General features: G+C 69.1%; 25 protein-coding genes. 16 read left to right on the top strand and 9 right to left on the bottom strand.

Features of this window, described 5'->3' with window-relative positions; all coding sequences use genetic code 11:
• Positions 1-12: 12 nt before the first annotated feature.
• From ACNJ7K_RS09935 to ACNJ7K_RS09905, 7 genes are all read right to left on the bottom strand, one after another.
• Positions 13-774 (bottom strand): 3-oxoacyl-ACP reductase family protein, encoded by a 762-nt coding sequence (locus tag ACNJ7K_RS09935; RefSeq protein WP_059383468.1) that lies wholly within the window; start codon positions 772-774, stop codon positions 13-15.
• 2 nt (positions 775-776) lie between these two features.
• Positions 777-1,283, bottom strand: a complete 507-nt coding sequence (locus ACNJ7K_RS09930) for a cupin domain-containing protein (protein WP_106199710.1) — start codon at positions 1,281-1,283, stop codon at positions 777-779.
• A gap of 33 nt (positions 1,284-1,316) precedes the next feature.
• On the bottom strand, positions 1,317-2,111 hold the full coding sequence (locus tag ACNJ7K_RS09925) for an alpha/beta fold hydrolase (RefSeq protein ID WP_120282636.1): 795 nt from the start codon (positions 2,109-2,111) through the stop codon (positions 1,317-1,319).
• The gene (locus tag ACNJ7K_RS09920; protein ID WP_085468236.1) at positions 2,108-3,037 is read right to left on the bottom strand and encodes a VOC family protein; all 930 of its coding nucleotides are present in this window, start codon (positions 3,035-3,037) and stop codon (positions 2,108-2,110) included. Before ACNJ7K_RS09920 ends, ACNJ7K_RS09925 begins: the two co-directional genes overlap by 4 nt.
• An 87-nt stretch (positions 3,038-3,124) precedes the next feature.
• Positions 3,125-4,576, bottom strand: a complete 1,452-nt coding sequence (locus ACNJ7K_RS09915; protein WP_120284273.1) for an aldehyde dehydrogenase — start codon at positions 4,574-4,576, stop codon at positions 3,125-3,127.
• 62 nt (positions 4,577-4,638) lie between these two features.
• On the bottom strand, positions 4,639-6,015 hold the full coding sequence (locus ACNJ7K_RS09910) for an MFS transporter (RefSeq protein ID WP_120282635.1): 1,377 nt from the start codon (positions 6,013-6,015) through the stop codon (positions 4,639-4,641).
• Between the two features lie 231 nt (positions 6,016-6,246).
• Positions 6,247-7,125, bottom strand: a complete 879-nt coding sequence (locus ACNJ7K_RS09905) for a LysR family transcriptional regulator (protein WP_487041580.1) — start codon at positions 7,123-7,125, stop codon at positions 6,247-6,249.
• 88 nt (positions 7,126-7,213) lie between these two features.
• Here ACNJ7K_RS09905 and ACNJ7K_RS09900 point away from each other — a divergent pair, with 88 nt between their 5' ends.
• The 16 genes from ACNJ7K_RS09900 (at position 7,214) to ACNJ7K_RS09825 (ending at position 21,725) form a co-directional block, all read left to right on the top strand.
• Positions 7,214-7,393 (top strand): hypothetical protein, encoded by a 180-nt coding sequence (locus tag ACNJ7K_RS09900; RefSeq protein ID WP_174246921.1) that lies wholly within the window; start codon positions 7,214-7,216, stop codon positions 7,391-7,393.
• A gap of 15 nt (positions 7,394-7,408) precedes the next feature.
• Entirely contained in the window at positions 7,409-9,130 is a 1,722-nt protein-coding gene (locus ACNJ7K_RS09895) for an acyl-CoA dehydrogenase family protein (protein ID WP_487041579.1), read from the top strand.
• Positions 9,127-10,302 carry a CaiB/BaiF CoA transferase family protein gene (locus tag ACNJ7K_RS09890; protein ID WP_487041578.1) on the top strand — a complete coding sequence of 392 codons (1,176 nt, stop codon included), beginning with the start codon at positions 9,127-9,129 and terminating at the stop codon, positions 10,300-10,302. Before ACNJ7K_RS09895 ends, ACNJ7K_RS09890 begins: the two co-directional genes overlap by 4 nt.
• 253 nt (positions 10,303-10,555) lie before the next feature.
• Positions 10,556-10,858, top strand: a complete 303-nt coding sequence (locus ACNJ7K_RS09885; protein ID WP_120282630.1) for an urease subunit gamma — start codon at positions 10,556-10,558, stop codon at positions 10,856-10,858.
• A gap of 13 nt (positions 10,859-10,871) precedes the next feature.
• Positions 10,872-11,201 (top strand): urease subunit beta, encoded by a 330-nt coding sequence (gene ureB, locus ACNJ7K_RS09880; RefSeq protein WP_120282629.1) that lies wholly within the window; start codon positions 10,872-10,874, stop codon positions 11,199-11,201.
• 4 nt (positions 11,202-11,205) lie between these two features.
• Positions 11,206-12,906 (top strand): urease subunit alpha, encoded by a 1,701-nt coding sequence (locus ACNJ7K_RS09875; protein ID WP_159418295.1) that lies wholly within the window; start codon positions 11,206-11,208, stop codon positions 12,904-12,906.
• Entirely contained in the window at positions 12,906-13,601 is a 696-nt protein-coding gene (locus ACNJ7K_RS09870; RefSeq protein ID WP_159418296.1) for an urease accessory protein UreF, read from the top strand. The genes ACNJ7K_RS09875 and ACNJ7K_RS09870 overlap by 1 nt, the downstream gene beginning before the upstream one ends.
• The gene (ureG, locus tag ACNJ7K_RS09865; protein ID WP_268653602.1) at positions 13,594-14,358 is read left to right on the top strand and encodes an urease accessory protein UreG; all 765 of its coding nucleotides are present in this window, start codon (positions 13,594-13,596) and stop codon (positions 14,356-14,358) included. The genes ACNJ7K_RS09870 and ureG overlap by 8 nt, the downstream gene beginning before the upstream one ends.
• A 2-nt stretch (positions 14,359-14,360) precedes the next feature.
• Complete coding sequence (locus tag ACNJ7K_RS09860; protein ID WP_120282625.1) at positions 14,361-15,092, top strand: urease accessory protein UreD; 732 nt, start codon at positions 14,361-14,363, stop codon at positions 15,090-15,092.
• Positions 15,079-16,014 (top strand): energy-coupling factor ABC transporter permease, encoded by a 936-nt coding sequence (locus tag ACNJ7K_RS09855; RefSeq protein WP_487041577.1) that lies wholly within the window; start codon positions 15,079-15,081, stop codon positions 16,012-16,014. The genes ACNJ7K_RS09860 and ACNJ7K_RS09855 overlap by 14 nt, the downstream gene beginning before the upstream one ends.
• 219 nt (positions 16,015-16,233) lie before the next feature.
• A complete protein-coding gene (locus ACNJ7K_RS09850; protein WP_120282623.1) occupies positions 16,234-16,989 on the top strand; it encodes an FG-GAP repeat domain-containing protein in 756 nt (251 codons plus the stop codon).
• A 40-nt stretch (positions 16,990-17,029) separates the two neighbouring features.
• On the top strand, positions 17,030-17,347 hold the full coding sequence (gene grpE, locus ACNJ7K_RS09845; protein ID WP_120282622.1) for a nucleotide exchange factor GrpE: 318 nt from the start codon (positions 17,030-17,032) through the stop codon (positions 17,345-17,347).
• 103 nt (positions 17,348-17,450) lie between these two features.
• Positions 17,451-19,277: an Hsp70 family protein gene (locus tag ACNJ7K_RS09840; RefSeq protein WP_487041576.1), complete on the top strand. Its 1,827-nt coding sequence runs from the start codon at positions 17,451-17,453 to the stop codon at positions 19,275-19,277.
• Positions 19,278-19,329: 52 nt separating this feature from the next.
• Positions 19,330-20,619, top strand: a complete 1,290-nt coding sequence (locus tag ACNJ7K_RS09835) for a DUF7373 family lipoprotein (protein WP_487041575.1) — start codon at positions 19,330-19,332, stop codon at positions 20,617-20,619.
• Positions 20,620-20,724: 105 nt separating this feature from the next.
• On the top strand, positions 20,725-21,270 hold the full coding sequence (locus ACNJ7K_RS09830) for an RNA polymerase sigma factor (RefSeq protein WP_120282619.1): 546 nt from the start codon (positions 20,725-20,727) through the stop codon (positions 21,268-21,270).
• Positions 21,271-21,359: 89 nt separating this feature from the next.
• A complete protein-coding gene (locus ACNJ7K_RS09825; protein ID WP_120282618.1) occupies positions 21,360-21,725 on the top strand; it encodes a hypothetical protein in 366 nt (121 codons plus the stop codon).
• A 21-nt stretch (positions 21,726-21,746) separates the two neighbouring features.
• Here ACNJ7K_RS09825 and ACNJ7K_RS09820 read toward each other — a convergent pair whose 3' ends face one another.
• Positions 21,747-23,186, bottom strand: a complete 1,440-nt coding sequence (locus tag ACNJ7K_RS09820) for a GTPase (RefSeq protein WP_487041574.1) — start codon at positions 23,184-23,186, stop codon at positions 21,747-21,749.
• Positions 23,183-24,937 carry a dynamin family protein gene (locus ACNJ7K_RS09815; RefSeq protein WP_487041573.1) on the bottom strand — a complete coding sequence of 585 codons (1,755 nt, stop codon included), beginning with the start codon at positions 24,935-24,937 and terminating at the stop codon, positions 23,183-23,185. The genes ACNJ7K_RS09820 and ACNJ7K_RS09815 overlap by 4 nt, the downstream gene beginning before the upstream one ends.
• Positions 24,938-24,978: the final 41 nt, after the last annotated feature.

Genomic DNA, 24,978 nt, shown 5'->3' with positions numbered 1-24,978 from the left:
GGACTCGAAGAGTCAGTGCAGGACGAAGCCGCCGTCGACGACCAGTTCCTGCCCGGTGATGTACGACGCCTCGTCACCCATGAGGAAGGCGACGGCGCCGACGAGATCGGCGGGTTGCTGCGGCCGGGTCAACGCCCGGTTCAGCCGGTACAGATCGTGCCGGTGTTGCGGAACGAACTGTGCCGATTCGCTTTCCGTCAGGCCGGGCGAGACGGTGTTGACGGTGACCCCATACGGGCCGAGGTCGCGGGCCATCGTGCGGGTCAGCGCCGACACTCCGCCCTTGGAGGCGATGTAGTGCGTCAGGCGCGGCGATCCGTACAGCGCGGCGTCGGAACCGATGGCGACGACCCGGCCGGTGCCGTGCTGCTCGGCGTAATCGAGGATCGACGGGACGAGGGCGCGGCTGACGAGGAAGGTGCCCCGCAGGTTCACGTTGAGCACCCGGTCCCAGTCCTCGACGGCCAGCTCGTGCACGGCCTTGCCGCCGACGCCGTCGGCGAGCGCGGCGTTGTTGACCAGTCCGTAGATCGGTCCGTCGGCGGTGACCTGCGCGGCGAAGGCATCGACGGAGTCGGCGTCGGCGAGGTCGACGTGTACGAACCGCGCGGCGATGCCGTCGGCGCGCAGTTTCGCGGCGGCGTCCTCACCGTGCGGGTTGATGTCGGCAATCCAGACCGCGGCGCCGGCGTCGCCGAGGCGGCGCGCGATGGCCAGTCCGAGGCCGCGCGCCGCTCCGGTGACGACGATCGTGCGGTCGTCGAGGGTGCCCACGCTCAGTCCCGGGAGATGCCGAAGACGGCGGAGGTCTCCGGGTAGGTCGGGACCTGCGGCTTCTGCGTGCCGATGATGACGCAGAACAGGGCGTCGGTGGTGCCGGTGTTCTTGAGGCTGCGCGGCACACCGGCAGGAACGACGATCATGTCGCGGTACCCGAGTGTGCGCTTCTCGACGACGCCGTCGCGGTGGATGCCGACCTCGACCTCGCCTTCGAGGACGAAGAACGCTTCCTCGGCGTCGTGGTGGGTGTGCTCGGGGCCTTCGGCACCGGCGGGCAGCAGCATGTTGGAGAAGGTGAAGCCGCGCGACGGGATGGTGCGGTTGTCGTTCTCGTGGTTGCCGGTGGCACCGGAACCGACGTAGCGGATCTGGGCGCGGCGGAACCGGTCGCCGGCCTTGGCCTGGAATCCGAGGGTGTCCCAGTCCTCGTGGCGGGTGCCGCGGGTGAGGATGAGCGAGTCCGTGAATTCCTTCAGGTCCGAGGTGGTGTAGTCGAGTGCCATGGTGATGCTCCGTTCCGGGATAGATGCGGGGGGTCAGACGTGCGCGGGGGTGTGTTCGCGCAGGCGTTCGGTGATGTGGACGAAGGATTCGGTCCACGCGTTGAAGGCGTCGGGGCGTTCCTGGTTGGCGAGGTGCCCGGCGCCGCGGAGGGTCACGAAGACCGCGCCGGGGATGCCGCCGGCGAGTACTTGACTCGCGGGGACACCGGTGACGGTGTCGGCGTCGCCGCACAACACGAGAGTGGGGACGTCGATGTGCGCGAGGTCGCCGGTGTGGTCGGTCGCGGCCATCGACTCGGCGGCGTGGCCGTAGCCGGGTAGCCGGACCGAGCCGGCCATGATGTCCGTTGCGCGGTCGACGAGGTCGGCGGGTGCCTCGGGTGAGAGCAGGCGCGGTGCGCGCCGGGCAGCGAAGTCGGCGGGGCCGTTCGCTGCGAGGTCGGCCGCCCGGGAGCGCATCGCCGAGGCGGTGTCGGCGTCGGTGCCCGAGCCGACGGTGGAGTCTCCGAGGATCAGGCTGCGTACGAGGCCCGGGTGGCGCAGGGCCAGCCGGGTCGCGACGACGCCTCCCCACGACATGCCGAGGACATGGGCGCCGTCGTCGCCGCAGTGTGCGCGGATGACGTCGGCGGCGGCGTCGGCGTAGTCGTCGAGGTCGAACGGGCGGTCGGGATCGTCGCTGTGGCCGTAACCGGGCGCGTCCCAGGCGAGGATGCGCAGGGAGTCACCGAGGCCGGAGAACTGCGGGGAGAAGCTGTCGCAGCTGCCGCCGATGCCGTGCAGCATCAGCACGGCCGGTCCGGTGCCGTAGTCGGCGACGTGGATCATGACGCCTGCTCGAGGTCGTAGCGTTCGAAGGCACCGGGGTCAGGGATGCCGGCCATGTGCTCACGCACCTGACGCGAGGGTGGTCCGGCGGTGCCCCAGAGGTCGGACAGTTCCGGGACGCGGCGCCACACCCGGCACAGCCAGCGGTCCTCGTCGACCTGTGCGATGCCGGAGGTGTACTCGCACACCAGGCCGGCGGGGTCGGCGAAATAGGAGAAGGTGTTGTCGCCGGGTCCGTGCTTGCCCGGCCCCCACAGGGGCAGCTGGCCGTGGTGGCGCAGCCGGCCGATGCCGCGCATGAAGTGGTCCACGGTGGGCATCTCGTAGGCGACGTGGTTGACCGACGTCCACTGCGCCTGGTTGAAGGCGATGCTGTGGTGATCGGAGTTGCAGCGCAGGAATGCCATCTGGTGTTCGGACCAGTCGGAGACCCGCATGCCGAGCACGTCGCAGTAGAAGCGGACGGCGGCGTCGATGTCGACGGTGTTGAGCACGACGTGGGTGACCCCGACCGGGACGGCGTCCTCGCGGCCGAGGGCGGGGACGGCGAGGGTGTCGGCGACGAGCTCGAGGACGCGGCCCTCGGGATCGACGATGCGCAATCCGTAGCCGCCGCCGACGTCGTCCAGGGGGCCGGGACCGAAGACGACGGGGATGCCGCGGGCGGCGACGCGTCGTGCGGCCTCGTCGACCTCGGCGGGAGTGGAGACGGCGAAGCTGACGCGGCCCAGCCCGTTTCGCTCGGCCTGGGTGAGCTGCAGGGCGTGGTGCTGGTCGCCGGTGCCGCGCAGCCAAGCGCCTTCGCGGCCCTGTTCGACGACGCGCAGGCCCCAGACCTGGGAGTAGAAGTCGGTGGATTCGGCGGCAGCGTGTGTGCGGAGCTCGACGGAGCGTAGGCGCCGCAGTCGGGCGATCGGTTCGTTCATGACGATCCCTCCAATGTCTTACAGGTAACTATCTTAGCGCTAAGATATTTGGGTGTACAGAGGCGATTCCGGCCGGGTGGCCGGGGATCAGTCCGCCCAGGTGTCGGGGCTGTCGTCGAGACCGAAATACACGCTCTTGCACCGCGAATAAGCGGCGATGCCGTCGCGGCCCTTCTCGACACCGAGACCGCTCTCCTTCACCCCACCGAAGGGGGTGGAGATGCTGAACCGCTTGTAGGTGTTGATCCAGACCGTGCCGGCGTCGAGGCGCCGCGCGAGCCGCCACGCACGGCGGTAGTCGCGGGTCCAGATCCCGGCGGCCAGACCGAACACCGAATCGTTGGCCTGCGCGACGAGATCGTCCACCCCGTCGAACGGCAGGACCACGAGCACCGGGCCGAAGATCTCCTCGCGGCACACGCGGGCGTCGTTGCTCAACCCGTCCACGATCGTCGGGAGGTAGTAGGCGCCGTCCGCGAGGGCGGGATCGTCGGGTACCGCTCCCCCGCACAGGACACGTCCGCCTTCGCGGCGGGCGAGGTCGACGTACGAGGCGACCGAGTCGCGGTGGGCGTGGTGCACGAGCGGGCCGACCTGGGTGAGCGGATCGCGGCCGTTGCCGATGCGCAGAGCGCGGGTGCGTTCGACGAGCCGCGCGACGAACGGTTCGTACAGGGACCGGTCGACGAACAGCCGCGAACCGGCGATGCAACTCTGTCCGCTCGACGAAAAGATCCCGTACATCACCCCCGCGACGGCCTGCTCGATGTCGGCGTCGTCGAGCACGATCGTCGGCGACTTGCCACCGAGTTCGAGGGAGACGGGCATGAGCTTCTCGGCCGCGGCGTGGGCGATCGTGCGACCGGTGCGGGTGCCGCCGGTGAAGGTGACCTTGCCGATGCCCGGATGCTGCACGATCGCATCGCCGACGATCGAGCCCTTGCCCGGCAGCACCGACAGCAATCCGGCGGGCAGACCGCTGTCGTCGATGATCCTTCCCAGCGCAAGCGACACGAGTGGCGTCCACTCGGCCGGCTTGAGGACGACGGCGTTACCGGCGGCAAGGGCGGGTGCGATCTTCTGGGCGTCGCTCGCGACGGGCGAGTTCCACGGGGCGATCGCCCCGATCACGCCGATCGGTTCGTGCACGCTTATCGACAGGTAGTTGCCGCGCGGCACGGTCAGGTCGTCGTCCCCGGATTCGAGGACCGCCGCGAAGTACCGGAAGGTTCCCGCCGCACTGCCGACGAGGGCGGTGGTCTCGGCGAGCGTCTTGCCGGTGTTGTAGCTCTGCAACAGTGCCAGTCGCGCGGAGTTCTCTTCGATGCCGTCGGCGATGCGGTGCAGGTAGCGGGCGCGCTGGTGCGGAAGCAGTCCGCGCCAGGCCGGATCCTCGGAGGCGGCCTTCCCGGCCGCGACGGCGTCGTCGACGTCGGCGGCGACGGCCTGGTGCACGGTCTGCAGGACGCGGCCGGTGGCGGGGTCGGTGACCTCGAAGGCCGGGCCGGTAGCACGGCGCCAGGTACCGGCTACGAGCATCTCGTCGGGGACGGGCACGAAGTCGAGATCGGTGTCCGTGACGGCGGGGTGGAGTGCGGTGGTCACTGGGAGATCTCCTCGAGGGTCTTCTCACGGGTTTCGGTCGCGAACAGGCCCACGACGATCGCGCCGACGAGGGCGACGAGTCCGAACAGCCCGAAGACCAGGGTCAGGGTGCCGCCGGCGTCGAGGATGCCGCCCAGGACGAGCGGGCCGACGATGATGCCGAGGCGGCCGGCGGCGCCGCCGATCGCGCAACCGATGGCGCGCATCCGGGTCGGGTACAGCTCGGCGGTGTAGACGTACAGGGCCATGTTCACTGCGAAGACGAACAGTGCCGCGCCGGCCGACCACAGCAGCACCGTCACGGCCGAACCGGTGCCGGTACCGGCGAGCAGGAACAGCAGCGCCGCGCACAGAACCATCGACGACGTGATGCAGATGCGACGGCCGAGATTGTCGATGAGGAACGCGACGGCCAGGCAGCCGACGAGACCGGCGACGGTCGTGAAGATCGAGTAGTGCAGCGCGGTGTCGACGCTGACCTCGAAGACGGTGCGGTAGAGGGTGGGCAGCCAGGAGGCGATGCCGTAATTGACGAAGTAGGCGCTGCCCCAGATCGCGGCGAGCATGAGGGTGCGGCGCAGGTACACACCTTGGAACGCCTCGATGAAGCGGCCGCGGGAGGTGTCGACGGCGACGGCGGAGACGATCGGGCGGGGTTCGGGCAGTTCACCGTGGCGACCGGAGATCTCGGTCTCGATCCGGCGCATCGCGGCGTCGGCATCGTCGAGGCGTCCGCGCGCGGCGAGCCAGCGGGGCGACTCGGGCAGCCGGAACAGGGCCGGCAGCAGCAGGATCGGGATGGCGCCGAGGGCGAAGAGGATCTGGTAGCCGAAGCGCGGGACCACCCAGGCGGAGACGATCGCGGAGGCCACGAGGCCGACGGGGAAGATCACCTCGTAGAGCAGCACGAAGCGTCCGCGCTTGTGGGCCTTGGTGATCTCGCCGATATAGGTGGCGGCGACGGGGACTTCGGCGCCGAGTCCGATGCCCTGGACGAAGCGGAAGACCAGGAAGAGCATCAGCGAGTCGGTGAACGCCATGCCCAGGCTCATCACCGCATAGAGCGCGAGCGAGGCGATGATGACGTTGAGGCGGCCCATGCGGTCGGCGAGCCAGCCGCCACCGAGTGCGCCGACGAGCATGCCGATGCCGCCGATGGCGATCACCCACGCGACGGAGGCGGGGGTGAGATTCCATTTGGGGATCAGGACGGGGAGGGAGTACGCGATCATCAGCTGGTCGAAGCCGTCGAAGAAGGTCACGGCGCCGACGGCGACCCGCGCCTTGATGTGCCACCGGCTCATCGGCAGCCGTTCGAGGCGTGCACTGATCATTTCCGCACTACTGGACATGGTGGTCGATACCGGTGTCATGGGGTCCTCGGTTTCGTGTTCCAGTTACTTAAGCCCTAAATGGCTTACCGCTAAGATGTAACCTGCAGCACTCGACATCCGTCAACCGTTGACTTTCCGTCCCGCATGACCTATGCAGGCACAGGCACCGTCGGGTCACCTCCTCCGCTCGAGCGTCGGGCCCTTCGAGGGTGCCTTCCACCTTGGCACGCCCGCACTACCCGCAGGGCAGATACCAGGGCGCGGCAGCGGTCAGTTCACATGGGCGCGCAGCACATCCACCACCCGCCGGACCGCCGGTGCCGGGTTGTCGCAGCGCCACGCGAGCGCGATCGGCAGCACCGGACTGTTCCGCAGCGGGACGTATCGCACGCCCGTCACGGTGATGTCGGTGGTCGACGCGACGACGACCGCTACCCCCACCCCGGCTCCGACGAGGGCCAGCAGGCTGTAGGGATCCGGCGCCTCCCGGGCGATCACCGGGGTGAATCCGGCGGAGTGACACACCGTGAAGGTCATCTCCCGCACGCTCGACCCGTGGGCGGCGGGATACACGACGAACCGCTCGCCGGTCAGATCGGCGGCATCGAGTTCCTCCCGCGCCGCCAGCCGATGGTCGGCCGGCAGCGCGACCATGAGCGATTCCTGCCGCACCGTCTCGGTGGCGACGTCCCGGGGCACCGGGAGGCCGACGATCCCGATGTCGAGCAGTCCTTGCGAGACGAGATCGAGCACTTCCCCCGTGTAGGTCTGCGGACGCAGATCCAGCTCGATGCCGGGACAACGCTCCTCGAGCAGCCGGGTCAGCTGCGAGATCACCGTGTATCCGCTCGCGCCGCCGAACCCGACGCTCACCACCCCGGTGACACCCGAGGCCGTCGACCGCACGACGGTCCGGGCGATCTCGATCTGCGCGGCGATCACGCGTGCGGGTCCGAGCAGCGATTCACCGGCCGCGGTGAGTTGCACCGAGCGCGTGGTGCGGGCGAACAACTCGGCGCCGAGTTCGCGTTCGAGCGCGCGGATCGTCTGGCTGAGCGGCGACTGGGCGATATGCAGTCGCTCCGCTGCGCGTCCGAAGTGCAACTCCTCGGCCACCGCCAGGAAGGCCTGCAGTTGCCGAAGTTCCATGCCGACCTCGATTTTGTCGGTTTATCTACACAATCGTGCTCGATTAGGTCTTGGACATTACACGGTTGCGCCGGTGATAGTGATCCCGATGGCGAGCCAGTTCCTCCTCGAGCGCACCGACTCGATCCGGCCGGTCGTCGGCCTCGGGATCGGGTACGTGCTGTTCTCTCTCGTCTGCATGACCACCCTGCTCAAACGCTCACCGACCGGCACCGAGCCCGACGAACCACGCCCCGCACCCGCCCGGACGACGGCCGACGCCTCCTGACACGAACGGACGACCATGAACTACGCCCACACCGACCCGGCCCTGCACGCGGTACTCGACCGCTGGATCTCCGACGCCGACCGGCCGCTCACCGACCGCCTCCTCGATCGTCTGGGTGCCGACGCCGCCGACCGTCTCGACGCGCTCGCGGCCACCGCGAACGCCCATCCGCCGGTACTGCACCAGTACGACCCCGACGGCGAACGGATCGACCGCATCGAATACCACCCCGCCTATCTCGAACTGTGCCGCGCCGCCTACAGCGAATACGGCCTCTCGGCACTGTCGCACCGCCCGATCCACGGTTGGACGGACACACCCCCGCATCTCGTCAAGTACCTGGCGTCGTATCTGTTCGTGCAGGCCGAGTTCGGCCTCGCCTGCCCGGTGTCGATGACCGATGCCGCCGCGCGCACCCTGCGGATGTTCGGCGACCCTACGGTGTTCGGTCCGTGGATCGACGGCCTGACCTCCCCCGATCCCGCCACCGCCCTGACCGGCGCGATGTTCATGACCGAGACCCAGGCCGGAACGGACATCGCGAAGACCGAGACCCGGGCCGAATTCGACGGCACCACATGGCGATTGACCGGACGTAAGTGGTTCGCCTCCAACCCGGACGCCGACGTCGTGATCACCCTCGCCCGGTTCCCCGGCGGCGACGAGAACTCCACGCGCGGGGTGGGAATGTTCATGCTGCCCAAGCAACTTCCCGACGGCAGCCGGAACTCGTACACGATCGACCGGCTCAAGGACAAGCTCGGCACGCGATCGATGCCCAGTGGTGAGATCACCCTGCACGGCGCGTACGCGCTGCAGGTCGGCGACCTCGACCGTGGATTCCGGCAGATGACGGAGATGCTCAACACCTCCCGCCTGTCGAACGCGATGCGCTCGAGCGCCCTGATCCGGCGTGCCGTGCGCGACGCCGTCGCTCACACGAAGGAACGGGAGGTCTTCGGGAGGTCCCTGTTCGATCAACCGCTCATGCGCGCCACCCTGCTGCCGCTGCTGCTCGACGCCGAGGCCGCGCTCGCACTCGTCGCCTACAGCGGTGCGACCCTCGACCGTGCCGACAAGGGCGACGAGCAGGCCCGCGGTGTCGTCCGGATCCTCACGCCCGTCGCCAAGCACTACATCTGCAAACGTGCCCGCACCGTCACCGGTGAGGCGATGGAGATCCGGGGTGGCAGCGGCTATATCGAGGACCGCGTGTTCGCCCGCCTCGTCCGCGACTCGCATCTCGGATCGATCTGGGAGGGTTCGAGCAACGTCATCGCGCTCGACGTACTGCGGTCCATGCGCAAGAGCGGCGCGCACCGGGTCCTCGCCGACGCGCAGCGCACCCTGCTCGACGCGGCGCATCCGGAATGCGCCCCGGCGGTCGCGGCACTGCGGGAACGCTGGAATGCACTCGAGGCGCGCGGCGAGGACCTGCTCGCCGGCGACGACACGCACGCGCAGACCCGCTGCGCGATCTACACCGACGATCTCGCACGGACGGTGATGGCGACCCTGCTCGTGGACCTGGCGTCGCACCGCATCGAGCGCGGTCTCGGCCACCGGTCGTTGCTCGTCGCCCACGCCTACCTGGACGGCCTGGCCGGTGAGCCGAATGCCGTCGCTGTCGACCACCTCGCCGCGATCACCGACGGCACCGACGTCGACCCGTCCGTCGCGGCCGCCGCGGCCGCCGCCGATGCGGCACCGACTGCACTGACAGGAGCCCGCTCATGAGCACGAATCCCACCGGCCCCGCCCCGCTCGCCGGCGTCAAGGTCCTCGACCTGTCGAAAATCCTCGCCGGACCGTACGCGACCATGTCGTTCGCCGACCTCGGCGCCGATGTCACCAAGGTCGAGCACCCCGACGATGGCGACCCCACCCGGGTGTGGGGGCCGCCCTTCGTCGGCGACGACGCCACCTATTACCTCGCGGTCAACCGCGGCAAGAAGTCGGTGACCATCGACCTCAAGTCCGAGGAAGGGCAGCGGATCGTGCACCGGATGCTCGCCGACGCCGACGTCGTGGTCGAGAACTTCAAGCCGGGCAGCGGTCTGCAGAAGATCTTCGACTACCGCGCCCTGTCCGAGCAGTATCCGCACCTGATCGTGCTGCACATCTCGGCCTTCGGTGACGAGGGCCCGCTGGCCGACCAGCCCGGTTACGACATGGTCGCCCAGGCCGCAGGCGGTCTGATGTCGCTGACCGGGGAACCGAACGGCGCGCCGATGAAGGCCGGCTACGCGATGGGCGATCTCGGTGCGGCCCTGTTCGGGGTCATCGGGGTGCTCGCCGCGCTGGTCGAACGCGCTCGCACCGGTCGCGGCCAGTACGTCACCACGTCGTTGTTCGAATGCCAGCTGGCGATGCACGTCAACTGGGCCACGAACTACTTCGCCACCCGGGAGCGCCCGCACGCCCTGGGCTCCGCGCACCCCAATCTCGCGCCCTACCAGGCGTATCCGGCGAACGACGGTTATTTCGTCGTCGCGGTCGGGAACGACGGATTGTGGGAGAAGCTGTGCACGGCACTGGAAAGACCGGAACTTGCGACCGATGTGCGGTTCCTCCGCAATCGTGATCGCATCGAGCATCGCAGCGAACTCGACGAGGTCCTCACCACGGCGTTCGCGACCGGGACGGTGCAGCACTGGTGCCGCGTCCTGGAAGACCACGACGTGCCGGTCTCCCCCATCCGGCATCTCGACGAGATCTACGGCGATCCGCACACCGCCGCGATCGGCATGGTCGGCACCGTCGACCACCCGTCGGGTCCGCTCGAACAGATCGCGTTCCCGGTCAATTTCGGTGGGCAGCGACCACCGCTGCGGTCGGCGCCGCCGCTGCACGGGGAACACACCGACGACATCCTCGCGGGATATCAGGAGGTCACTGTTCCGTCCTAGCGACGAACGTCTCGAATATTGCTGACCTACGGCCGTTTCCGATCGATCGGGAGCGGCCGTAGGACTGTTCGACCACGAACGACGGTAGAGACATCCCGCTCCGGGTGTCGTCGCGGTCACGCAGTGCGGCAGCACTTCTGAGGTCGGCGTGTCCGGATTTCTCCGCGATACGCGGGGGTAACGTCCGCGAAACAACAGCCGCGCATGATCGGCATCGATTGCACGACCGCCGACTCGTACGAAAGAACGACATATGCAGCTGACTCCCGCCGACACCGAGAAACTCCTTCTGGCCGTCGCCGGCATGGTGGCGCGCGACCGGCGGGACCGCGGCGTCCGACTGAACTATCCCGAAGCCGTTGCCCTGTTGTCCACCTGGGTGATCGAACGGGCACGCGAAGGCGCCGCCGTCGCCGACCTCATGGTGAAGGGCCGCGAGGTCCTCGCCCGCGACGAGGTGATGGACGGCGTCGCCGAGATGTTGGCCGACGTGCAGGTCGAGGCCACTTTCCCGGACGGACGCAAACTCGTCACGATCCACCACCCGATTTCCTGAAAGGAGCCCCGACATGGCATCCGGACCGACTTCGGGACCCGGAGCGATTCGCGTCGCCGAGGGCTCCCTCACCCTCAACGCGGACCGCTCCGACGACGAGCGCATCACCCTCGTCTTCCTCAACACCGGTGATCGTCCCATCCAGATCGGCTCACACATCCACCTGCCGGACGCGAATGCGGCCCTCGAATTCGACCGCGAACGCGCGCAGGGCTTCCGCCTGGACATCCCGTCGGGGACCTCGCAGCGCTTCGAACCCGGCAGCAGCCGCGAGCTGGGTGCCGTCGCCCTGCGCGGACAACGCGTCGTACCCGGCATCCAGGTGCGGAAGCAGGAGGACTGAGAACGTGGAGATCACACGCGCCGAGTACGCGGCACTGTACGGACCGACGGTCGGTGACCAGGTGCGCCTGGGCGACACCGACCTGTGGATCCAGATCGAGGAGGACCGCACCTTCGGCGGCGAGGAAGCCGTCTTCGGTGGCGGCAAATCCATCCGCGAATCGATGGCCCAAGGTGTGACGACCCGAGCCGAGGGCGCTCCCGACACCGTGATCACGAACGTGATCGTGCTGGACTGGTGGGGCATCGTGCGCGCCGACGTCGGCATCCGCGATGGCCGCATCGTCGCCCTCGGTCGCGCCGGCAACCCCGACATCGCCGACGGAGTGCACCCGAAGCTGCAGATCGGCCCGTCCACCGACGTCATCTCCGGTGAAGGTCGCATCCTCACCGCGGGCGCCTTCGACTCGCACGTGCACCTGCTGTCGCCGTCGCAGATCGTCGAGGCGCTTGCCACCGGCATCACCACCATCGCCGGCGGTGGGACCGGTCCGTCCGAGGGATCGAAGGCCACCACCGTCACGCCGGGTCCGTGGCACCTGATGCAGATGCACCGCGCGCTCGACGTGCTGCCGGTGAACGTGCTGCTGCTCGGCAAGGGCAACACCGTCTCTGCGGAGGGGCTGCGCGAGCAGGCCCTCGCCGGTGCCGCCGGGTACAAGGTGCACGAGGACTGGGGCTCCACACCGGCCGCGATCGATGCGGCGTTGCGCGCGGCCGACGAGCACGGACTGCAGGTCGCGCTGCATTCGGACTCGCTCAACGAGGCGGGCTTCGTGGAGAGCACGCTCGCTGCGATCGGCGGACGCTCGATCCACGCCTTCCACGTCGAAGGCGCCGGCGGCGGGCACGCCCCGGACATCCTGAGCATTGCCGGATTGCCGCACATCATCCCGGGCTCGACCAACCCGACGTTGCCGCACACGATCAACACCGTCGACGAGCATCTCGACATGCTGATGGTCTGCCATCACCTCAACCCCGCCGTGCCGGAGGACCTCGCGTTCGCCGAGTCCCGGATCCGGGCCACCACCATCGCGGCCGAGGACATCCTGCACGACATGGGCGCCCTGTCGATCACCTCGTCCGACGCCCAGGCGATGGGCCGCATCGGTGAGGTCGTCACCCGCACCTGGCAGGTCGCGCACGTGATGAAGAACCGGCGCGGGGCGCTCGACGGCGGCATGCCCGCCGACAACGAACGGGCTCGTCGCTACGTCGCGAAGTACACGATCAACCCCGCGATCGCGCACGGCGTCGACCACGAACTCGGTTCGATCGAGGAGGGCAAGCTCGCCGACCTCGTGCTGTGGGATCCGAAGTTCTTCGGTATCCGGCCGTCGCTGGTCATCAAGGGCGGATCGATCGCCTGGGCCGCGCTCGGCGACCCCAACGCGTCGATCCCGACTCCGCAGCCGGTGCTGCAGCGACCGGCGTTCGGCGATGCGCTCGCCCCGCACACATCGGTGTCGTTCGTCTCCCCCGCCGCCCTCGACGAGGGCCTGGCAGAACGGCTCGGGTTGCGCCGCAGACTGCTGCCGCTGCGGCCGACCCGGCACATCGGCAAGGCCGACATGAAGCAGAACGACGTGTTGCCGCGCATCGAGATCCGTCCCGACACCTTCGACATCGACATCGACGGCGAGCGGGTCGTTCCGGCGCCCGCCACCGAACTGCCGCTCGCGCAGCTGTATTCGATGTTCTGATGTTGCCCGACACTCTGTCCCCCACCACGGTGCTGCTCCTCCTCGCGGACGGGCGCGCGCCGGTCGGCGGGAACGTCAACTCGGGTGGGCTCGAGCCCGCGCTCCAGGGTGGGATGTCACCGACCGAGGTGCGCCGCTTCCTCGTCGCACGGTTGCGCACCTCGGCGGCGGTCGAGGCCGGTGTCGCCGTGGTGACCCGGCACGCGGTGGACTCCGCCGCCGGAGCGGCCCTGGCGCTACGGATCGACGAGATCGAGGACCACTGGGCGGCGCGCACTCCGGGCCCGGCCCAACGCGATGCGTCCCGGTTGCTGGCCCGCGGTTATCTGCGACTGGCCCGGAACCTGTGGCCCTCCACTGTTCTCGACGATCTCGACGTCCGGACCCCGCGGCCGTCGCGGGGACTGGTGGTCGGGGCCATCGCAGCGCTCGCGCGCATTCCAGCGATCGACACCGCCCGACTGGTGCTGTACGAGGAGGCGCAGGCGATCGTCGCGGCCTTCCTCAAACTGCACCCCACCGACCCGGCCACCGGTTCGCGATGGGCGCTCGAGGCATGCGCTCATCTCGAACCGCTCATCGCCGAGCTGTCCGCTCTCACCGATCCGGCGGACATCCCGGCCACCGGTGGCCCCCAGACCGAACTGTGGGCCGAAGCCCACGCATCCGCTCCAGAAAGGCTGTTCCGTGCCTGAACACACCACCACCCGTTCGCTCCGTCTCGGCGTCGCCGGTCCCGTCGGCACGGGCAAGAGTTCGCTGATCGCGACGATCTGCCGCACCCTCGCGTCCGAGCTGCAGCTCGGCGTGATCACCAACGACATCTACACCGACGAGGACGCGCGCTTCCTCCGCTCGGCGGGCGTGCTCGATCCCGAGCGCATCCGCGCGGTGGAGACCGGTGCGTGCCCGCACACCGCGATCCGCGACGACGTGACCATGAACCTGCTGGCCGTCGAGGATCTCGAACGTGACTTCGCGCCGCTCGACGTCGTCCTGGTGGAGAGCGGCGGCGACAACCTCACCGCGACCTTCTCCCCCGCCCTCGTCGACGCGCAGATCTTCGTGCTCGATGTCGCCGGTGGTGGCGACGTCGCCCGCAAGGGTGGTCCGGGCATCAGCCGCGCCGACCTGCTCGTGGTGAACAAGACCGATCTCTCCCCCTATGTGGGTGTCGACGTGCCGCAGATGGTCGCCGACGCCGAGAAGGCCCGCGAGGGCGGACCGGTGCTGGCTCTGTCCCGGACCGATGCCGCATCCGTGCAGGCGCTCGGTGACTGGGTGCGCGAGATGCTGGCAGCCCACCGCGCCGGGTCGCACACCCCCGTCGATCCCGGTCCGATGGCTCCGCACTTCCACGCCGACGAGGACGACGATCACGGCCATGGGCACGGTCACGGTCACGGTCACGGTCACAGCCACGATCACGCCGTCGCACACACCCACGACTGATCATGTCCCGCACCACGATCCGCATCGACCGCGCACCGGGCCGGGCACGCCTGACCCTGCGGGCGGGCATGCTCGTCCCCCGCACGGTCGAGGTCGGCCCGGACCACGCGCGTGTCGCTCTCGTCGCCGCCGGCGCGTTGTTGCTCGGTGGTGACGCGGTGACCGTCGACGTTCACGTCGACGCCGGGTGCACGCTCGAACTGCAGGACATCGGAGGCACCGTCGCCTACGATGCCGACAACCGGCTGTCCCGGTGGGACGTGCGGATCACCGTCGCCGAGGGCGGCACTCTCGTCTGGGACACCTACCCGTTCGTGATCGCCACCGGTGCCCGCGTGCACCGCGACACCCGGATCGAACTCGCCTCCGACGCCACCGTGAGCATGCGGGAGACCCTCGTCCTCGGACGCCACGGAGAAACCGGGGGTGCGATCCGCAGCCGTACCTCGGTCACGCTCGATCGTCGTCCCCTCTTCGTCGAGGAGTTGTACGCGCACGGCGTGTTCCCCGAGCCCGGGATCCTCGGTTCCGCCCGGGTGCACGACGTCATCGCGAACTACGGGCGACGCGCCGAGGGCGACGGCGTCGTCCAGCTCGAAGGGCCCGGCAGCCTGCTGCGGTTCCTCGGCGCCGATACCCACTCCTCGCCGCTCGAGTCGACCTGGCGCTCCTGGCGCTCCACACACGTTCACCCGTCCACCCTCGAAGGGAGTCTCACCCATGCACGTCCCTGACCATTTCCTCCCCATGAGCGCCACCGCGCCCGCCGCGGCGATCGCCACCGGTGCGGTCGTCCTCGCCGCCACCGCCGGGCGGCCGCGCATCACGACCCGGGACACCCTTCTCGCCGGAACGACCGCCACAATGATCTTCGGCGCTCAGATGGTCAACTACCCCATCTCCGGCGGCATCAGCGGCCATCTCATCGGCGGCGCTCTCGTGACCGCGCTCCTCGGGCCCCGGCTCGCCCTTCTCGCGATGACCGCCGTGGTCGGCGTGCAGGCATTGCTGTTCGGGGACGGCGGGATCAACGCCCTCGGGGTGAACGTGCTGCTGATGGCGGTGCTGCCCGTCCTCGTCACGGCCGCCGTCCGTACCGGCGCCGAGCGACTCGGCCTCGGGAAGCTGACGCGGACCACCGCGGCCGTCGGCGCCGGTCTGTCCGTGCCGGTGAGCGCCGCGGTTCTCGGCGTCGCGTACTCGGCGACCGTCGGAACCGGCGCCGCAGCAGCGTTCATCGGCGATCTGACCGCGGTCCACCTGGCCATCGGTCTCGGTGAAGCCCTCATCACCGCCGCTGTGCTGAGCGCCGTGATGGCGTTCGCGCCCGGCGTCGCCGCGCGGGACGCGCGGCCTTCCGTCACTCCCGTTGCCGTCCGGCGTGGTCTCGCCGCGATCGGCGGCCTGGGCGTGGTCAGCGCCTGCGCGCTGGCGCTCGTCGCGTCCGGCAGCCCGGACGGTCTCGAGCACATCGTGGGTGCCTATTCGCTGCCGGTCGGTGACGCTGCCTTCGCCGGTCTTCCCGGCCTTGCGGATTACGGCACGCTCAGCGGCACCGAATTCCTTGCGGCACTGGCCGGACTCGCCGCCACCGCAGTGCTCGGCGCAGCCCTCGCCACGATGGGCCGCCGCATGCCGGTCCGCCAGGGCGCGTAACGGTCCTCCGGACCCCATCGAACGGTGCGGTCGCTGATGCGGCCGCACCGTTCTGCGTTCCACGACCGACACGAACCTCGACCGGTTGCAGCGCCGTGACCTGGGGTTTCCACCGCCGATCAGGAATCTCGGAAACTTTTTCGATTCGGCGGGAACCTTTCCGCCTCCCGGTCCCTCTTACCTGTGTCAGTCACCGAGACACCGAAAGAGGCACCGACCATGGCTACCAATTCCTTTCCCGGCAGCAGCTCCTCGAACTCCGACCGGGCCGCATCGCAGTCCACCGCAAGCGACCGCGCGGACTCGTCGTACGGCTCGCAGTCCTCCTACGACGGCAACTCCTCCTACGGTTCGTCTTCGGCCGACCAGTCGGGATCGACGAGCTACGAGTCCTACGAGCGTTACGAGCGGTACGACAGCTCCGGCTCCTCGAGCTCGGACTCGTCCTACGGCTCGGCGAGCAACTCGGGTGCGTCGAGCTCCGCCGGATCGGCCTCCTCGGCCTCCGATCGCACCGCCGCGGAGAACGCCGAGTCCACCTCGAGCGTGACGTCCGGATCCGCCTCCACCGAGCCGGTCGTGCTCGACGAGTACACCCTCGGTGACGGCACCCGCGTCGCCGACGTCGACGTGGACGGCGACGGTCAGGTCGACCTGTCGCTGGTGGACTACGACGGCGACGGCAGGACCGACGCGCAGATCAGCGACTCCGACGGCGACGGCAACGCCGACCTGATCGAGTTCGACCGCGACGGCGACGGCTACATCGACGCCGTCGCCGGTGATCTCGACGGTGACGGCCGCCTCGATCTGGCCGTCTTCGACGAGGACGGCGACGGTGAGGTCGACGTGGTGATCGACCTGCACTCCGGTGCGGTGGACTACGACGGCGACGGCATCGCCGACGACTACGTCGACGTCTCGGCCTTCGACAACGGTTCCGAGTCGACCGACGCCGGTTCCGATCTGGCCTGAGAACCACTCCGACCGATCCGAGACGAAGGGCAAGCAGGTGATGTCACCGCAGATCCGTGAGCGGATCGACGAACTGATCGCGGCGGCGGACGTCGCGGCGGACGGGCCCGAGCGCGCCGCCGCGACCGCACGACTCGCCGAGCTGGGGGTCGAACGTCTGGCCATCGAGCCCGGTACGCGGTTCGATCCGAGCCGTCACCGTGCGGTGGCGGTGACGCCGGCAACGGCACCGGCGGAGGAGAACCTGGTCGCCGCGATGATCCGGCCCGGCTGGTGTCACGAGGGGCAGATCCTGCGCTACGTCGAGGTGCGGGTGCAGGTTCCTCCGGCGCAGTGCCCCGCCCCGGGGGCATCGTGACACCCGCCACCGGGCGACGACCGGTCGCCGCTATAGAGTCCGCGACGGTCATCACACCGTCCATGCAGGTTTTGTGGGTTCGCATTCGAGAGGCACGATCGAGATGAGCTGGGTTCTGGCGGTCGATTTCGGCACGTCCAACACGTCGGCGGCACACCGGATCGGCCCGGACCGGGTCGAATCACTGCCGCTGACCCACACCTCCAACCTCATGCCGTCCTCGGTGTACGTCGACCACACCGGTGCGATCACCACCGGCGACGTGGCCATCAACCAGGCCACCGTGGACCCGGCCGGCTTCGTCGCCTACCCCAAGACCCACGTCGCGGTCGGATCGGTGATGGTCCGCGGCCAGGACGTCCCCGTCGCCCACACCATCGCCTCGGTCCTGCGCACCGTCTACAACCAGGCGTTGCCCCGGCACAACAACCATCCTCCGGCGGAGGTCGTGCTCACCCACCCCGAGGCCTGGTCCCAGCGCGAACTCGACGTGCTGCGGCACGCCGCGTCCCTGGCCGGTCTCGGCGGCAGCGTCTCGCTGATCTCCGAACCCCGCGCCGCGGCGTTCTACTACTCGCGCCAGCACGACGCGAAGATCGTCAAGGGCTCGACGATCGCGGTCTTCGACTTCGGTGGCGGCACCCTCGACATCGCCGTTCTCACCGCGACGAGCGAGTGGACCTTCGAGGTGATCCGGGCCGGCGGCGACAACACCCTCGGCGGCAAGAACCTCGATGCCACCGTCGCCCGGTGGGTCGACGAACGCCTGCGCGACGACGCCCCGGACCTGGCGGCGTGGTTGCACACCCCGGACGGACTCGACGCCCGACGCACCCTCGACGATCAGATCCGCCGCGCCAAGGAACTGCTCTCCGAGCACCCCTCGGCGACGATCCGGATCACCGGCAACGGCGCGGACCTGACCTTCACCATCACCCGCGACGAGTTCGAGCAGCTCATCGAACCGCAGATCACCCGTGGCGTGCAGCTCGCCGCCCAGGTGCTGCGCGATGCCGGGGTGGACCGGTCGGGTCTGCAGGCGCTGTATCTGACCGGCGGCTCCTCCCGAATCCCGTACGTGCATCGGCGGCTGTCCGAACTCGGGTCCATCGCCACCCTCGACGACCCGAAGACCGTCGTGGCCAAGGGCGCGGCAGGGTTCGTCGCCGGCGGACGCACCACCGAACCCGCCGCCGACCGCGACACCGAGGTACTGCGGCCGGACACTCCCCGCCCCGCAACACCGCGACCCGGCGTTCCCCGTCCGGGTACCCCGGCGGCACAACCGGACTCGGCAACGACGCGCGACACGGAGCGGTCACGACCGTCTCGGCCCCTGCTCATCGCCGGAGGCGCCGTGCTGGCGGTGCTCGTCGCCGCCGGGGCGGTCTTCGGACTCACCCGTGGGGACGCGGACGACGGAGCGTCGGCCGGCGCCGCAGCCGCCCCCGCTGTGGCCGAGGACAGGTCGGACAGCGGAGCACCGCCTCCGGCGACGTCGGATTCGGTCTATCGCAGCGAGAGCACCGACGAGGTGGTGGAACTGCTGCCCACCAAGTTGCTCACCGGGTCGAGTTCGTGCGAGAAGTCCGGCTTCTCCTTGGAGGGTGCCATGCAGGTGCGGTGCCAGATCAGCCCCAATTCCAACCTCGGGAAGGCGCTGGGCATGGAGCCCACCGACTACGAATCCGTGTCGGCGTACCGGGACGATCAGTACGCACGCTCGAACTTCATCCGGCTCCGCGACGCCAAGAACGACAACACCAGGATCGTCTCGGCGGACGGCACGCGCATCGCCGACTACGACCACCCACCGGGCGGCAACTCGTACTTCACCGTCATCGACAAGTCCACCGGACTCGTCGCGCAGTTCTCGATGACGACGGAGCGCGGCGAGGCACTGCTCGCCGAACTCGGTTGGAACGCCTGAGCGCCCTCCGTCTCCCCTTTTCCATACCTTCCTCTTCAGGAGTCCTCTTCTCATGCGCATCCCTCGAACCGGCCGTCTCGCCCTGGCCCTGGCGGCCGTCACCGTCGTCACCGTGGCCGGCTGCTCCTCCGACAGCGACGCCACCGTCGTCGACGAGACCACGACCGAACAGACCTCTGCCGGTGTAGATCTCGACTCGCTCGATACCGGTGACTACAACACCCAGCCGCGCGATTTCGTTGCGCTGGGCATGGCGGCCGAGGATTTCGGTCCGGCGGTGGAAGGCCAGCGACTCGCCGAGTTCGTCGTCCACCCGCACACCGTCGACCCGGCTCTCTCCGTCGGCGGATCGACCAACGGGGTGTTCCTCGGCGGCACGGGCAACATCTTCTCCGGCAGCGAGAACGAGATCCTGAAAGAGTTCTCGATCATCAACGCCTTCACCAGCTTCCGGAGCACCGACGACGACAGCCGCGAATTCGGTGTCAGTGTCTGGCGCTTCCCCACCACCGAGGACGCCTCCGGCGCCGCACAGGCCCTGTACGAGTACAAGCTCGCGCCCGCGGACGGCCCGTTCGCCACCGGTCCGGAAACCCCGATATCGCTGCCGGAGCTACCCGACACGCTGGCCACCACCCACTCCTGGCCGGAACTGGACACCATCTCCCTGAGCACGCTCACCACACGCGGCATGTTCGTCGTCTACACCTACAGCGGCGACGACAGCAGTGGGACCGAGTGGATCACCGATGCCGCGACCCGCGGCGTGCAGCGGCAGATCGAACTGCTCGACCGGTTCCCGGCCACCCCCACCGACGAGATCGCCTCGCTGCCGATCGATCTGGACAAGGTGATGGCCCGAGCCGTGGGATTCGTCGACAGCGAGTACTCGCGTAACTCCGACATGGCGGTCTACGGACCCGACGGCTGGTTGCACTACGACTCCGCTCCGGCCGACACCGGGGTGGTGTTCGAGCAGACCGGCACCGATCGTGTCGCGAAGGTCAACAGCGTCGTCTATCGCACCGCCGGCCCCGACGAGGCCGAGGTCCTGAAGGACGCGTTCGCAGCACACACGGCGGAGGCCTATCCGGACCTCGTCGAGGATCCCTCGCTGACGCAGGGACTTCCGAACACCACCTGCTGGTCGGGAGACGTCGCCGAGGGCCGAGCCGCCGCGTGCCTGATGACCTACGGCCGCTACATGGCCGAACTGTCCGGCTTCCGCTCGATCGGCAACGAGAACCCCGATTCCGACACCCTGCGCACCGTGCCACAGCGCGTCGCGACGCAGTACGTCAAGTTCGTCCGCGCCGAGGAAATGGGCCTGGGTGAGAACTGACCTCCCTCGCGGTCCGGTGAACGTCGGTGCGCGCCACCGATGACGGTCACCGGACCGCTGCGCGACGCGGCCGGGTAGGTTACTCCGCGTACAGATGGGGGTGCCATGAACGAGACCGAGTTGATCGAGCGGTGCCGGTCCGGCGACCGCGCCGCGTTCGCCGCACTGGTGGAACCGTCCCGCACCCAGGTGTGGGCGGTATGTGTGCAGATCACCGGCAACCGCCACGACGCCGAGGACGCCCTGCAGGACGCCCTGATCGCCGCCTGGCAGAACCTCGACAAGTTCCGGGGCACCTCCCGCTTCGGCTCCTGGCTCTACCGCATCGCGAGCAACGCCGCGCTGGCGATCGTGCGCAAGCGCCGCGAGATCCCCGACGACGAGATCGACCTCGGTCGGGCCTCCACGGTGCCGGGACCGGCCGATCGCGTCGTCGACACCGATGCGGTGCGTCACGCCCTTGCTCAACTCCCGGAACAGTTCCGCGTCGCGGTCGTGCTTCGCGAGTACGCCCAGATGAGTTACGCCGAGATCGCCGAGCATCAGAACGTGCCGGTCGCGACGGTCAAGACCCGTATCAACCGGGGACGAGCACAACTCGTCGAACTGCTCGATCCCGCCCGCCTCGATCCCGCCGGTCTCGATCCCTGACCGGTAGATTGGGACGTGGCAGGAACATTCCGGGGCCCACACGACTCCAACCTGAAGACGACGGACAACGGGGGAAGAAGGAAGAGCCCATGACAAGCGATGAGACCGATCCGCTGCCCTCCCTGGGGGAGCTGCTCGGTATCGATGTGCTCGCCGGCCTACCGGAACTGCCCGATCAGGTCTGGGAGCGCGCGCTCGACATCGCCACCGACCCCGGCACTGCCGCGGTCGACATCTCACTGATCCCGGACGACGACGAGATCGACCCCGAGGTGGTCACCGTCGGCTCTCTCGACCTCGATCCTGTCCTCGACTCCGACTCCGACGCCGACCTCGCCAGCGCAGGTGGAACCGATCCCGCCCTCGACGACGACAACAGCGAGCCTTCCTCGGACGACGAGGCCGCCCCGTCCGACTTCACCGACAGCGTCGACGAGCCCGATCTCAACGCGTAGACGCGTAACACGCAGGCCGGGTCAGTAACCGCGGGCGATCACCGTATAGACGTGCGTAAGCGCTGTCAGGGCCGTGTCCTCCGCCGCAGACCGCGTCGACACGCTCTGTGCCTGCACCGCGACAAGCTTCTGTTGCGCCATCGCTCGGATCTGCTCGGGTGACGCCGTCGGCTCCAGCCTCAGGGCCTCGGCGATCGTGACCCCGCGCAGCACCTGGACCAGTTCGTCGACCACCGGCGCGCTCGGGTCGGCCTGCAGCAGAGATCGTAACGCCCGCAACAACTCCACCGGCACCAGCGCCGGGTCAGTGCGCAGCGCCGAGACGATCTGCCGGATGGCGTCGCGCGCCGGATGCGAATAGACGAGGGCGTCGAGTTCGGCGAGGATCCGGCCGGCGCGGTGCAGCACCGCGAAGCGACGCAACGACTGTTCGAGCACCGCTCGCAGCGGATGGACGCCGGACACCCCGGACAACCACTGGTTGACCTGGTGCGCCCCACCCGTTGCCTGCGCGCGGGCGTGCACGAGCCCGTACTCCCCGATCAGCTCCAGCAGTCGCCACACCTGGTCGCGTGGCACCGGCAGCGCGGCCGGATCGGCGTCGAGCAGATCGAACAGCTCCAACGGGGCCAGTGGGTCGAGCGCCGCGAGCGCGCGGGCGTCGGCGTCGGTGAACGCACCGGTGTGGGAGGTCTGCGCGAGCAACCCGGCGACCGGCACCACCGTGCCGACCTGTCCCGCCAACCGCCGCGCGAGCACGTTCGCGTGTTCGGCGGCGTGTCCGAGCGGATCGCGGTTGCCGAGCACCCCACGGCCGAAACCGTCTGCGCGCGACAGCACTCCGAGTGTGTTCAGCGGAGTGAAGCCGAGGCGCTGCAGAAATTCGACCTCGTCGGTGCGCGGCATCGAGTCGAACAGGAACACCGCCGCGTCGGCGTCGACGGACGCCGAGCGGGTCTGCTCGAATCCGTCGATCAGGGCGCGCTCGGTTGCGGCGGCATTGGTGACAGTCAGTGTCGCCAGACCGGGGGTGTCGACGAGGGTGATGGTGCTCAGCGCATGGGAGGGCAGGTAGCGGTGCACGTACGCGACCTGCTCCGGCGGGACGCCGAGGTCGACGGTGGTGCCGAGTGCCAGCGGCACGGGTCGGCGGGTGCCATCGGTGGACACCACGTCGGCGCGGGAGGGCGCACCGTTCTCGTAGACGGTGACGACATTGGTGGCCTCGAGCGCCGCGGTCTCGGCGACCGGCGCCCCGATCAACGCGTTCACCAGGGTGGATTTGCCGGCCTTGAGCCGCCCGACGACGACGATACGCGGCGGCGACCACAGGATCGCGCCGATGCGGTTGGCGTGGGCGACGAGATCGCCGCTCAGCGCGGCGAGTTGGTGCAGGGCCGCGTCGATGCGCTGGTGCATCGGATCGGGCGCGGCTTGCGGTGGGGTATGCGGGGCACTCATGCGGCACCTCCCCTCAGAGCCGTCTCCATCGGGGTGATGCGGGCGCGGGTGATGCGCAGGTTCTTCTCCAGTCGTTCGATGTTCGCGGTGCGGGTCGCGGCGTCCGCCCGCGCGGCGCGCTTGGCCTCGTCGATACGCTTCTGCAACTCGGTGATCCGGTCCTGGAGGTGTTTGCGGCGACGCAGCACGATCTCCGGGCGGGTGGTGGCCATCGCGGCCTCGAGCATGCGGGTCGTGACGGTCCGCACGGTCGCGAGGGTCTCGCGCAGCCAGGTCAGCAGGTTCGTCTTGCCGGTGCGCATCGCCTTGAACCCGAGATTGATCGCCACCCAGGCGACGCCGGCGATGGCACCGGCCCCGATCACCGCGCCGAGCATGGTGGTGCCGATCATGCCCATCGTCAGCACGCTCGGATCCAGCAGCCCTTGGCGTTTCGAGCCCACCTCCCCGGTCACCAATGGATCGGTCTGCAGCGCCTCGAGGGTGATCTCGCGGATGTGCTCCCACTGCTGCGGGTCGTCGAAGAGGTCGGTGACGATCTTCTCGAGGTCGTCGAGGAAGACCTGCGCGGTGGTGGCCATCGCGTCGAGCAGGTCGGTCTGGATCTGGGCGGTGAACACCTGCGGGGAGCGCCGCAGCACCTGCATCGACGACTTGTTGATGCGTGTCGTCCAGTCCTCGCGCACGCGGGCGATCTCCTCGTCGAGGCGGGTGATCGCCCGTTGCCGTGCGAGGGTGAGGTCGCGCTGCAGGTGCTGTTCCCATTGCTGCGCCTCGTCCTCGAGGCCCTCGAGCCGTTCCATCTCGGCGGTCAGGTCCGGGGTCGCGGATTCGCCGTGGCGCACGACGGAGAGTTCGTCGCTGATTCCGGTTTCGATGCGTCGCAACCCGTCGAGGGCGACGCGCAGCGCGTCGGCTTCGGGGCGGTGCCGTGCGGCGGCGACCCGCTCGTCGAGCATCTCCCACAGTCCTGGGAGCCCGGAGCAGACGAGGCTGCGCTCGCGCACCGGGGAGAGCGGTAGCGCGGTCGCGGCCAGGGCACGCACGCTCGACACCGCGACGACGGGGATGTCGCGACCGACGTGTTCCGCGACGGCGCGGCGGTTCTCCGCGACGATCTGTTCCCAGCGGGTGAGGTTCTTGTCGGTCTTGGTGACCACGACCAGCACGTTCTCCACCCCGGCAGCGCTCTCGCGCAGGAACCGCATCTCCGGTTCTGTCAGCGGGGTCGACGCATCGCACACCAGCACGAGCACGGCGGCCCGATCGGCGGAGTGAGCGGCCATCGCGGCGTGCCGGGGGTCGAGGCCGCCGATGCCGGGAGTGTCGACGACCGACGCGTTCGAGAGCTTCTCGGACGCGATCGCCACGACCGCCGCGACCGGCAGCACCTCGACGGTCGGGTCCTGGACGTAGCGGCCACCGGTGGTGATCCACTCCCCCAGCTCGTCGCGGTCGATGCGCCGGCGCCCGTCGGGGAACACCAATTCGACGGTGCCCTCCGGGAAATCGTCGGTGGCGGTGACGAAACGGGTTGCGACGGCGGTCGAGTGCTCGACGTCGTCGAGAGCGGCGCCGTCGCGGCCGATGAGAGCACTGACCAGCAGACTCTTGCCGCGCTTGATCTCCCCCACCACCACGATCGACGTCGGCCGGCCGGTGTCGGCCAGTTTGCGTTCGGCGCGGTCGGCGACCTCGTCGTGCTTGTAGGCGCGCAGCACCTTGCACGCGCCGTCGATCAGGTCGGTCACAGACGGATCAGGAGACACGCGACGACACTACATACCGGCCG

The sequence above is a fragment of the Rhodococcus shunpengi genome, from assembly GCF_048381395.1.
Classification (GTDB): Bacteria; Actinomycetota; Actinomycetes; order Mycobacteriales; family Mycobacteriaceae; genus Rhodococcus.
Note: the sequence above shows the minus strand (reverse complement) of the source record. Positions and strands in the feature narration are given on the sequence as shown.

Excerpts from the sequence above, each read along its gene's own strand:
- ACNJ7K_RS09930 (WP_106199710.1), bottom strand. The coding sequence starts at position 1,283 with ATGGCACTCGACTACACCACCTCGGACCTGAAGGAATTCACGGACTCG.
- ACNJ7K_RS09925 (WP_120282636.1), bottom strand. The coding sequence starts at position 2,111 with ATGATCCACGTCGCCGACTACGGCACCGGACCGGCCGTGCTGATGCTG.
- ACNJ7K_RS09920 (WP_085468236.1), bottom strand. The coding sequence starts at position 3,037 with ATGAACGAACCGATCGCCCGACTGCGGCGCCTACGCTCCGTCGAGCTC.
- ACNJ7K_RS09915 (WP_120284273.1), bottom strand. The coding sequence starts at position 4,576 with ATGCTCGTAGCCGGTACCTGGCGCCGTGCTACCGGCCCGGCCTTCGAG.
- ACNJ7K_RS09910 (WP_120282635.1), bottom strand. The coding sequence starts at position 6,015 with ATGACACCGGTATCGACCACCATGTCCAGTAGTGCGGAAATGATCAGT.
- ACNJ7K_RS09905 (WP_487041580.1), bottom strand. The coding sequence starts at position 7,125 with ATGGAACTTCGGCAACTGCAGGCCTTCCTGGCGGTGGCCGAGGAGTTG.
- ACNJ7K_RS09900 (WP_174246921.1), top strand. The coding sequence starts at position 7,214 with ATGGCGAGCCAGTTCCTCCTCGAGCGCACCGACTCGATCCGGCCGGTC.
- ACNJ7K_RS09895 (WP_487041579.1), top strand. The coding sequence starts at position 7,409 with ATGAACTACGCCCACACCGACCCGGCCCTGCACGCGGTACTCGACCGC.
- ACNJ7K_RS09890 (WP_487041578.1), top strand. The coding sequence starts at position 9,127 with ATGAGCACGAATCCCACCGGCCCCGCCCCGCTCGCCGGCGTCAAGGTC.
- ACNJ7K_RS09885 (WP_120282630.1), top strand. The coding sequence starts at position 10,556 with ATGCAGCTGACTCCCGCCGACACCGAGAAACTCCTTCTGGCCGTCGCC.
- ureB (WP_120282629.1), top strand. The coding sequence starts at position 10,872 with ATGGCATCCGGACCGACTTCGGGACCCGGAGCGATTCGCGTCGCCGAG.
- ACNJ7K_RS09870 (WP_159418296.1), top strand. The coding sequence starts at position 12,906 with ATGTTGCCCGACACTCTGTCCCCCACCACGGTGCTGCTCCTCCTCGCG.
- ACNJ7K_RS09860 (WP_120282625.1), top strand. The coding sequence starts at position 14,361 with ATGTCCCGCACCACGATCCGCATCGACCGCGCACCGGGCCGGGCACGC.
- ACNJ7K_RS09855 (WP_487041577.1), top strand. The coding sequence starts at position 15,079 with ATGCACGTCCCTGACCATTTCCTCCCCATGAGCGCCACCGCGCCCGCC.
- ACNJ7K_RS09850 (WP_120282623.1), top strand. The coding sequence starts at position 16,234 with ATGGCTACCAATTCCTTTCCCGGCAGCAGCTCCTCGAACTCCGACCGG.
- grpE (WP_120282622.1), top strand. The coding sequence starts at position 17,030 with ATGTCACCGCAGATCCGTGAGCGGATCGACGAACTGATCGCGGCGGCG.
- ACNJ7K_RS09840 (WP_487041576.1), top strand. The coding sequence starts at position 17,451 with ATGAGCTGGGTTCTGGCGGTCGATTTCGGCACGTCCAACACGTCGGCG.
- ACNJ7K_RS09835 (WP_487041575.1), top strand. The coding sequence starts at position 19,330 with ATGCGCATCCCTCGAACCGGCCGTCTCGCCCTGGCCCTGGCGGCCGTC.
- ACNJ7K_RS09830 (WP_120282619.1), top strand. The coding sequence starts at position 20,725 with ATGAACGAGACCGAGTTGATCGAGCGGTGCCGGTCCGGCGACCGCGCC.
- ACNJ7K_RS09825 (WP_120282618.1), top strand. The coding sequence starts at position 21,360 with ATGACAAGCGATGAGACCGATCCGCTGCCCTCCCTGGGGGAGCTGCTC.
- ACNJ7K_RS09820 (WP_487041574.1), bottom strand. The coding sequence starts at position 23,186 with ATGAGTGCCCCGCATACCCCACCGCAAGCCGCGCCCGATCCGATGCAC.